Origin of the sequence: Aquiflexum sp., from assembly GCF_041749095.1 — a bacterium.
In the GTDB taxonomy this organism is placed as follows: Bacteria; Bacteroidota; Bacteroidia; order Cytophagales; family Cyclobacteriaceae; genus Aquiflexum.
On record NZ_JBGTCA010000523.1, the window covers coordinates 1 to 10471 of the forward strand.

At 41.3% G+C, this 10471-nt stretch carries 10 protein-coding genes; all 10 read left to right on the forward strand.

The features are described 5' to 3' along the window. Nucleotides 1-265 precede the first annotated feature (265 nt). Nucleotides 266-901, forward strand: a complete 636-nt coding sequence (locus ACEW8O_RS23510) for a hypothetical protein (RefSeq protein ID WP_373497069.1) — start codon at nt 266-268, stop codon at nt 899-901. Between the two features lie 61 nt (nt 902-962). Next, a complete protein-coding gene (locus tag ACEW8O_RS23515; protein WP_373497070.1) occupies nt 963-3401 on the forward strand; it encodes a heavy metal translocating P-type ATPase in 2439 nt (812 codons plus the stop codon). 2 nt (nt 3402-3403) lie between these two features. Further along, the gene (gene ccoS, locus ACEW8O_RS23520) at nt 3404-3592 is read left to right on the forward strand and encodes a cbb3-type cytochrome oxidase assembly protein CcoS (RefSeq protein ID WP_373497071.1); all 189 of its coding nucleotides are present in this window, start codon (nt 3404-3406) and stop codon (nt 3590-3592) included. A 2-nt stretch (nt 3593-3594) separates the two neighbouring features. Next, entirely contained in the window at nt 3595-5727 is a 2133-nt protein-coding gene (gene ccoN, locus ACEW8O_RS23525) for a cytochrome-c oxidase, cbb3-type subunit I (RefSeq protein WP_373497072.1), read from the forward strand. Nucleotides 5728-5738: 11 nt separating this feature from the next. Continuing rightward, entirely contained in the window at nt 5739-5930 is a 192-nt protein-coding gene (locus ACEW8O_RS23530; protein WP_373497073.1) for a cbb3-type cytochrome c oxidase subunit 3, read from the forward strand. Continuing rightward, nucleotides 5917-6867, forward strand: coding sequence for a cbb3-type cytochrome c oxidase N-terminal domain-containing protein (locus ACEW8O_RS23535; protein WP_373497074.1), 951 nt, complete (start codon nt 5917-5919; stop codon nt 6865-6867). Before ACEW8O_RS23530 ends, ACEW8O_RS23535 begins: the two co-directional genes overlap by 14 nt. Nucleotides 6868-6915: 48 nt before the next feature. After that, nucleotides 6916-8340: a cytochrome c oxidase accessory protein CcoG gene (gene ccoG / locus ACEW8O_RS23540; RefSeq protein ID WP_373497075.1), complete on the forward strand. Its 1425-nt coding sequence runs from the start codon at nt 6916-6918 to the stop codon at nt 8338-8340. Between the two features lie 500 nt (nt 8341-8840). After that, nucleotides 8841-9266: a FixH family protein gene (locus ACEW8O_RS23545; protein ID WP_373497076.1), complete on the forward strand. Its 426-nt coding sequence runs from the start codon at nt 8841-8843 to the stop codon at nt 9264-9266. Next, nucleotides 9267-9971 carry a sulfite exporter TauE/SafE family protein gene (locus tag ACEW8O_RS23550; protein WP_373497077.1) on the forward strand — a complete coding sequence of 235 codons (705 nt, stop codon included), beginning with the start codon at nt 9267-9269 and terminating at the stop codon, nt 9969-9971. 86 nt (nt 9972-10057) lie between these two features. Next, the gene (locus tag ACEW8O_RS23555) at nt 10058-10354 is read left to right on the forward strand and encodes a type II toxin-antitoxin system HigB family toxin (protein WP_373497078.1); all 297 of its coding nucleotides are present in this window, start codon (nt 10058-10060) and stop codon (nt 10352-10354) included. Nucleotides 10355-10471: the final 117 nt, after the last annotated feature.

Here is a 10471-nt window from a genome sequence, read left to right on the forward strand (position 1 = left end):
GCTTTGAATTTACCATTATTTTAATTCTTTCTTACCCATTAAAACTGTAAACAAATTCAATTGCAGGATAAAAGTTTCGATTGATGCCAACTTCGGTCATCGGTCATCGGTCTTCTGTCTTCAAAGCAGTAAAGAAAATTAGCTTACAGGCACCATAGCGGATAATCACATTTAATAAAAACATGATTAAAGTCATATTTGAACCTACTTAATATCACTCCGCAAATTATTCCCTAAGCATAGTTTTGTATAAATGATTAAAGCTATGCAAGTGAGAACAGAAAAGTTGGAAAACTTTGCAGTGCCCGAAAATATTATTACATCACATTATTGCGAGAAGTTGCCATCGGGTTTTACAGGACATCTTTCCAAAGGTGGAAAAGGAATAGTGTGCAACCCTATCCAAGGCCCTGCATTATTTACTGCACATTTGCCAAACGTCCTGGATTGGTTGCATGGGCTTGAAAAACCAAGATCTATGGAAAATGAGCTTTGTGATATTCCGGTGTTGTTGTATGACAAGGAGTTGTCAACCGAAAGCCTGTTGTTTCATTACGATGGTACTCCGGCCTCTGCGAAACTAATCCGAAGATTTCTTGCACTTTTTTCCGAAAACATCAAAGAAAGTAAGGCTACCATCATTTCTCCCTGCTTTACTCCTAAATCCAAACTGAAAGAAGAACAGGAAATCATCCATCTTGTCACCCTGGCAACTGCTGAAACATCTTTTATCAAGTTTAATTTTACTCGTATCGGAGATTTTTGGTCTTATGCGGTCAAAAACAAATGCACCCTTTTAGTCACCAACAAAAATTATCAAGCGGATTTGGCCAAAGTGTTGTTTCATTTTTACAAGGGCGGAATGTGGTATGACAAGCTTTCATTCTACTTATCCGTTTAAATCATGGTTTAATATGATTTTCGTCATGTTTTTTAGTGCTTTATAAAAGTACCTTGCAGCGATGAATAACCCTGACAAAATAGTAACCCACCCTTCCAAATCTACCTGTTATCACTGCGGAGAGGATTGTAAAGAAGAAATCCTACCCTTTGACGGGAAGGAATTCTGCTGTACAGGTTGCAAATTGGTTTATGAAGTTTTGAATGAAAATGACCTCTGCTCTTACTATGAAATTGCGGATAACCCTGGCTTAAACCAAAAATCCGTTTCCTCCAAAAACAACAGGTTTGACTATTTGGATGATACTGATATCATCAGCAAACTGGTTGATTTTCAGAATTCAGGTGAAACCCATATCACTTTTTCTATGCCAATGATCCATTGTGCGTCCTGTATATGGCTGCTTGAAAATCTCCATAAAATCAATGCAGGAATAGTTTCAGGAAGGGTTGATTTTATCAAGAAAAAAGTACAGATCAAATACCATCAGGAAGAAATCAGCCTCAGAGAGGTAGTGAAATTACTTTCACGGATCGGATACGAACCAACCATCAACCTGGCTGATGTCAATAAAAAAACTGCCCCGGCAAGTGATAAAAAATTGATTTACAAATTGGCGGTTGCAGGTTTTTGTTTTGGAAACATGATGCTGTTCAGCTTGCCTGAATACTTTGCAGAGGCTGAATTGTTGGGAAATGGATTCAAAAAGACCTTTAATTACCTCAATGTATTATTGGCACTTCCTGTGTTTTTTTATGCTGCCACTGATTATTATCAATCTGCCTGGATTGCGGTCAGAAATAAGGGAGTCAATATGGATGTGCCCATTGCAATCGGGATCATCACTTTATTCACCTACAGTCTCTATGATATTTTTGGTCCGGGAAATGAAGGGTATATGGATACCTTGGGAGGATTGTTGTTTTTTCTATTGATCGGAAAATTCTACCAACAAAAAACCTACGATACCCTATCGTTTGACCGTGATTACAAATCCTATTTTCCCATAGCAGTTACCAAAATAGTCAGAGAGGATGAGGTAGTAATCCCTTTGATCAAACTAAATGTGGGGGATATCATCAAAATCAGGAATGAGGAGTTGGTTCCGGCAGACAGTATTCTACTGGAAGGAGAAGCTTATATTGATTACAGCTTTGTTACAGGTGAAGAAGTACCTGTGATCAGAAAGAGGGGAGAACTGATTTATGCAGGAGGTAGGCAAAAAGGCAAATCCCTCCTTTTGACCGTACAGAAATCCCCATCCCAAGGATACCTGACAGATCTGTGGAACAACGATTCCTTTGAAAAGGAAAAGACCAATACTTTGGAATCACTTGCCAATAGAGTTTCAGGTAAATTCACGGTTACTGTTTTGTTGGTAGCACTTTCAGCCTTGGTGTATTGGAGTTGGGAAGGTCAGGTTGCTTTGGGCGTGCTGTCTTTTACTTCAGTACTGATCATTACATGTCCCTGTGCCTTGGCGATGTCCACTCCTTTTACTTTGGGCAATACTTTGAGGGTTTTTGGCCAAGGTAAATTTTTCCTTAAAAATTCTCAAGTTATAGAGAGGCTTGCAAAAGTTGACACGGTGGTTTTTGACAAAACCGGTACGCTAACAGCCCCTTCTCAGGCTTCCGTAAAATATTTTGGAGAACCACTTTCCGATGAGTCAAAATCCCTCATCAAGACAATGGTCAACCAATCTACCCATGCACTTAGCAATAGGATCAACACCTATTTGGATGGAGTCAAGAGTTTGGTCCTGAATGCAATAGAAGAAGTACAGGGAAAAGGAATCTGTACCATTTACAAAAGTCAGGAAATAAAATTGGGTTCGGCTGATTTTGTCGGTGCGGACAACCACGATCTGCCTGAAGGAGGGAACTTGGTGTTTTTTGCCATCGAAAGTTTAATACTTGGATATTTCTTTATTCAAAGCGGTCTTCGAAAAGGTATTAGAGAAGTAGTGACCGAAATACAACAAGGAAGGACAGTCCATTTTCTATCAGGAGATCAGGACCATGAGCGTTTCAATCTCAAAAAAGTATTCGGCGATCAGATTTTGATGAATTTCAATCAAGGCCCTACTGATAAGCTGGCATATATACAGCAATTGAACGAAAATGAAGCAAATACCCTGATGATCGGAGATGGGCTGAATGATGCGGGAGCTTTGAGAGAGGCCATGGTAGGTATAGCCCTTACCGATAAGATCACCAATTTCTCTCCGGCCTCTGATGCGATCATGGATGCTTCAATGATCCAGAAATTGCCCGCATTTCTCAAATTCACCCAAACCAGCAAGAATATCATCAAAGCCAGTTTCGGACTGAGTTTTACCTACAATTTGGTAGGGGTGTATTTTGCGGTCCAAGGGCTGGTCAGTCCTGTATTTTGTGCCATCCTGATGCCCATCAGCAGTATTTCAGTAATAGTATTCACCACATTGACCACCAACTATCTGGCCTATAAAAGAGGCCTTAAAGAAAAAATAGTATAGCCATGGAAGTAATCTTTATCCTAATCGCCATCAGCCTAGTACTTGCAGGATCATTTTTGTTCCTGTTTTTCAGGGCCATGAAATCGGGTCAGTTTGATGACAATCATACCCCTGCCATCAGGATCCTCTTTGAAAATGAAACAAAAACGAAAAATAAAAAACAAGTGCCATCAACAACTAAAACGAAGTAAGTATGTCAGTAACAACACTGGAACAATTCCATTACGATAATAAGATCGTAAAGTACTTTGGGGTCGCCACCATTGCCTGGGGCCTCGTAGGAATGCTTGTGGGAGTGATTGCAGCCACCCAGCTCTTTCTTCCCGAAGCCAATCTCGGAAATCCTTACACCACTTATGGCAGAATTCGACCTTTGCATACCAATGCGGTGATTTTTGCCTTTATCGGTAATGCGATTTTTGCAGGAGTTTATTATTCAATGCCCCGGTTACTGAAAACCCCCATGTGGAGCAAAACCCTTAGCTGGTTTCACTTTTGGGGTTGGCAGACCATCATTTTATTGGCAGCCATTACGCTACCTTTGGGATTGACATCTTCGAAGGAATATGCTGAATTGGAGTGGCCTATAGATATTTTGATTGCAGTGGTTTGGGTTGCATTTGGAGCCAATATGATCGGTGCGCTGATCAAAAGAAGGGAAAAGCACATGTATGTGGCCATTTGGTTTTACCTGGCTTCATTTGTAACTATTGCGGTGCTGCATATCTTCAATTCACTGGCATTGCCTGTATCCTTGTTCAAAAGTTATTCTGCTTATGCAGGCGTACAGGATGCATTGGTTCAATGGTGGTATGGACACAATGCCGTGGCGTTTTTCCTTACTACGCCATTTTTGGGATTGATGTATTATTATCTTCCAAAAGCGGCCAATAGGCCAGTCTATTCCTATAAGCTTTCAATTGTACACTTTTGGTCTTTGATATTCCTTTATATCTGGGCTGGACCTCACCATTTGCTCTACACAGCTTTGCCCGAGTGGGCGCAGGTTTTAGGAGTTGTTTTCTCCGTCATGTTGATTGCCCCTTCATGGGGAGGTATGGTCAATGGTCTTTTGACCCTTCGTGGTGCTTGGGATAAGGTAAGGGTTGATCCTGTACTGAAATTTATGGTGGTGGCTGTGACTGCCTATGGTATGGCAACATTTGAAGGTCCAATGCTTTCATTGAAAAATGTAAATGCCATAGCCCACTACACAGACTGGATAGTTGCCCACGTGCATATCGGAGCCTTGGGCTGGAACGGATTCTTCACTTTTGCCATGTTATACTGGTTATGGCCTAAAATGTGGAAGACTAATCTTTATTCTACCAAATTAGCTACGACCCACTTCTGGATGGGAACCTTGGGAATCATATTCTATGCACTTCCTATGTATGTAGCTGCATTGACCCAGTCATTGATGTGGAAGGAATTCACAGAGGCAGGCAGATTGGCTTATCCAAACTTCCTTGAGACGGTAGTTGAAATAGTGCCCATGTATATTATTAGAGCGTTCGGTGGGCTTATGTACCTTTCAGGTGCCATTCTCATGGTGTACAATATGGTAAAAACTGCCAAGCAAGGAACATTTATAGCTTATGAAGCTGATGAAGCACCGGCATTGAAACCTCATGTGGAACATGAAGGAGAATTTTGGCACAGGGCATGGGAAAGAAAACCATTGTTCTTTACAGTCCTTGCTACCGTAGCCATCTTGATTGGCGGTATTGTTGAGATCATACCAACTATTTTGGTGAAATCCAATGTACCGACTATCAGCAGTGTACAACCTTATACACCCCTTGAGCTTCAGGGCAGGGATTTATACATTTCCAATGGCTGCGTGGGGTGTCACTCCCAGATGATACGACCTTTCCGATCTGAAACGGAGCGATATGGTGAATATTCCAAAGCCGGGGAATTTGTCTATGACAGGCCTTTCCTGTGGGGTTCCAAAAGAACAGGACCCGATCTACATCGGGTAGGCGGAAAGTATCCGGATAGTTGGCATTATCACCACATGGTGGATCCTAGGACAATGTCCCCCGGTTCATTGATGCCCCCATATCCATGGATGTCCACCAATATCATGGATCATAAGGACTTGCCTGCCAAAATCAGAACCCTTCAAAAATTGGGTGTTCCCTATCCTGAAGGATATGATCAACAGGCCAATGCAGATTTGTCAATTCAGGCAGACCAAATAGTAGCCAATCTAAAGGCTTCAGGTGTAGAAGTATTGCCGGATACTGAAATAGTTGCGCTGATAGCCTATTTGCAGCGTTTGGGGACAGATATCAGGAAAACAACAGTTGCCAACCCTTAACCCTCCTTGTTATGAAAAAAGACATCTTAAGTTCCATTGAGAACATTGAAATATATCCTATCATATCCTTACTGATCTTTGTGATCTTTTTTGTAGGGATGTTTATATGGGTAATCAGAGTTGACAAAAAGTACATCGATCATATGAAGGAAATGCCTTTAGATGATGAAACGCCAAATAACAGCAGCTATGAAAAAGTTTAAATCCATATTTATCCTTCTGGCCGGGATTTTCAGCGCTCTTCCGGCAATGGCCCAGACCAGTGAATCGTCCTGGGTTTCACAATTCCAGCAAATGGACAGCAATCAATTAACGCTGCTGATCATCATGGCAGTGATTCTGGGTGTGATCATCCTGTTATTGATATTGATGATTTATCTGATGTCATTTATGGTTGCTGTTTTCAAAAAAGACAGCCCGGAACTGGCGCAGGAACCATCCTGGTGGGATGAATTCAAACTCAAACATATCACCGGTAAATTAAAACCGGTTGGGGGCAAAGAGGAAAAAGAGCTCCTGCTGGATCATTCGTATGATGGTATAGTTGAGCTGGATAACCATTTGCCGCCTTGGTTGGTAAACGTGTTTTATGTGACCATGGCATTTGCGGTCTTCTACTTTAGCTATTATACCGTACTGGGGATTGGCAAAACACAACTAGAGGAGTATGCGGAGGAGCAAAGAATAGCCGCCATTCAGATCGAAGAGTGGAATTCACTTGCCCTGATTAGTATAGATGAAAATACAGTGACCTTCGATGCAACTACCCAGGCCTTAGAATCCGGTAAAAATATATTTAATGCCAATTGCGTGGCTTGCCATGCCACTGACGGTGGAGGTGGGGTAGGACCAAACCTGACCGATGAATATTGGATTCATGGCGGATCCATAAATGATATATTCAGCGTTGTGAAATATGGTGTGGTGGAAAAAGGAATGATCCCATGGCAGGATCAATTAAGTCCCGAAGAAATGCAGAATGTTTCCAGTTATATTCAAACCTTGGTGGGAACTACCCCTCTTAACCCCAAGGCTCCTGAAGGAGAAAAGTATGAACCTGCCATAGAACAACCGACAGATGCCCTATTTGAAGATGAATTGGAATTTGAACCAGTAGAAGCAGAAGGAGAAAATCAATAAATAAAAGTTAACCCTCTGAAGACTGCAGGGGGATTTATTAATTTAAAAATGAGTAAAAACAATCCTCAGTTGGACCCTGACAAATTTCGGGACTCCCTAGGCAGTGTGAAGGAAGACGGAAAACGAAACTGGATTTATCCCAAAAAGGTATCCGGTAAGTTTTACCGTTGGAGAACCTACTTCTCCTGGGTCCTGCTGGCGATTTTGTTTATCGGCCCCTTTATCAAAGTAGGTGGCAGACCTTACATGCTGTTAAATATCTTCGAAAGGAAATTCATTATTTTCGGTGCGGCGTTCTGGCCACAGGATACCCATTTACTGGTTTTCCTCCTGTTGATTTTATTTGTATTTATTATCCTTTTTACAGCGGTCTTCGGCAGGGTTTTCTGCGGGTGGGCTTGTCCTCAGACCCTGTTTATGGAAATGGTTTTCCGAAAAATAGAATATTGGATTGAGGGAGACGCCAATCAACAGCGTAAGTTGAATGACATGGAGTGGAACGGGGAGAAGATCTGGAAAAAGGGCTTTAAAATGACCCTTTTCGTTTTAATTTCCCTAATGATCTCCCATTTGGTCATGGCTTATTTGATCGGTGTGGATCAGGTAAAGGAAATCGTCAGTCAGCCACCAGCAGAAAACATGGCAGGCTTTATTGGATTGATGGCCTTTACAGGAATCTTCCTTTTTGTGTTTTCCTGGTTTAGGGAACAGGCCTGTATTGTGGTTTGTCCTTATGGAAGACTTCAGGGGGTTTTGTTGGATGCCAATTCCATCAATGTCACCTATGACCAAGTCAGGGGCGAACCCAGGGCCCCTATCAGAAAGAACAAAATAGAAGAAATTCCCAAGGGAGACTGCATAGATTGCAGCCTTTGTGTTCAGGTCTGTCCCACAGGAATTGATATCAGAAATGGTGTTCAAATGGAATGTGTCAACTGTACGGCCTGTATGGATGCCTGCGATGAAGTCATGGAGAAAGTGAACAGGCCTTTGGGACTTATCCGCTATGCATCGGATAACAGTGTAGAAAAAAGAACCCAAAAGTTGATTACATCGAGGGTAAAAGTATATTCATTGATGCTGGTAGTATTAATTGGAGCATTTGTGGCATTGATTACTACTAGAGATGATTTGGGTGCTACCGTGACCCGGTTTCAGGGAATGACCTATCAGGCCCGGGATACCGGAGAAATCAGCAACTTATATGAAGTGACCTTTATCAACAAAACCTTTGATCCACAGACAGTGGAATTGAAAACGGAAGACCCGGATTTTAGGGTCGAGGTCGTTGGAGATCAAAATTGGACCCTTGAGGGGCAGGCGAAATTTGATGGGAGATTCTTTATTGTAAAAAGCAACGAAGATGTAAAAATTCCCCAAGAAAAAATCAAATTACTGCTGCTCCAAAACGGAAAGGAAATCGATAAGATTGAGACAAGCTTTATGGGACCGGTTTTTAAGGGAGGAAGTTAAAGGGATGAAGGAGGAAGGATGAAGTGAGAACCAAGAAATAATAACCAAGAACCAAGAGGCGAGGGATTAACCTTTGAGGTTTTTAAAACCTCGAAGGTTTAGTCTCAGTAGATGCGAGAAACAGGAAGGAAGAGGCGAGGGATTAGAACCGAGAAGACTTGATCAAATAAAAGCATTCAAGAGTGTCAGTTAAGTTTGCCTTGTCACCTCGACGGCAGGAGAGGTCTATAAACCTAAAGGGAGAACAGATTTCTTCCGCCACGGCGGACTGGCTTCTACGTTCGAAATGACAAGGAGAAGCCTTTGACACGATTGAATCAAAAGCCACATTCAAAACCAACAATAAACTTATCCTTGTCACCTCGACGACAGGAGAGGTCTATTAACCTCATAGCTGAACAGATTTCTCTCTTCGTTCGAAATGACAAAACCCGAAAAACAATTAAACCTATCCGCTCTGGCGGAACAACAAAAAATACAACCATTAAAACAAAAAACACATGGACTGGGGAAAAGGAATATTTATCACATTAGTCGTATTCGGGATCTTGATGATCGGGATGGTGACTTTTTGTATCAAACAGGACGACATTCATCTTGTGACGCAGAACTACTACGAGGAAGAAATCAAATATCAGGATCAGATCGATAAAATGATCAATGCCAGTGAAATTGGCTACAATGTCCTGGTTTATGACAGCCAACTCAAAAAAGTGGGTTTGTTGTTGCCCAAAGGAGCAAAGGGAACACTACACTTATTCAGACCTTCTGATGCAAGACTTGATCAAAAGATTGCTTTTGATATCACAGAGACCAATAGCAGTTCGGTGGATGTCAAAGACCTGATGCCGGGGTATTGGAGAATCAAGCTGAGTTGGTCTGAGGATGGAAAGGAATATTACGAAGAGAAAAAAATCAATATCTAAGTGATCTGGACAGCGTTTTTATTGGGGTTCTTGGGTTCATTCCATTGTTTGGGAATGTGTGGCCCTATTGCCTTGGCGGTTTCTGCCAAGGACAATGCTCCATTCCTGCGCAATAAAATCATCTATAACCTTGGTCGAACGCTTACTTATACCCTACTCGGTGCGATCATCGGATTGATCGGTTTTTCTTTGGCACTGGCAGGAATCCAACAATGGATTTCCATTCTGATGGGGGCTATGATATTGCTAATGGCATTTTTTTACAAAAGCTCAGAAAGGCTGATTACCCGGACCGGTCTTTTTGGTGCAGTTTCCAAGTTGAAATCCACTTTGGGTTATTTTTTGAAAAAAGGGGGAACTCCCGCTTTTTTCGCTTCGGGATTATTAAATGGCATGCTTCCCTGCGGAATGGTGTACATTGCATTGGTAGCTTCCTTGGCGCTTCAAAGTCCCATATATGGTGCTATGTACATGTTCTTTTTTGGAATCGGAACCATCCCCATGTTGATCGCCGTGATGGTCTCCGGCAAAATCCTCTCCCTGTCCCTTAGGACCAAACTGACCAATGCACTCCCATATTTTGCGATGTTTATAGGGATTTTGTTTATTGTCAGGGGTTTGGGATTGGGGATACACTATGTAAGCCCCAAGCTACAGGTTTTTGATTATGGAGCTGAGAAGGTGGAGATGACGATGTGTGAATGAGTAGTTTTCACATATTTTGAAATTTACATTTTAAACGTTCCCATTTTGCGAATTATTGTTTTATATTTGTTCCCATATCGAGAACAATGAAAAGGATATTTGCAAAAAGTACACTGAGAGAGTTCTGGGAGAAATATCCGGATTCTGAACAATATTTAAAAACTTGGTATGAAACTGCAATGAATTCAGATTGGAACACTCCTAATGAAGTAAAGCATAGTTATGCCAATGCAAGTGTTCTAAAGGATAGCAGAGTTGTTTTTAATATTAAAGGTAATTCATATAGGCTAGTGATAAAATTTAATTTTGAACACCAATTGGCTTTTGTCAGATTTATAGGTACACATGCAGAATATGAAAAAATTGATGCAAATAATATTTAAAATCTTATGATTATGAATTTAAAACCAATTAAAACAGAAGAAGATTACAGAGTCGCCTTGAAAAGATTAGAAGATATTTTTGATGCAAAAAGTGGCACTCCTGAGAGTGATTTGCTT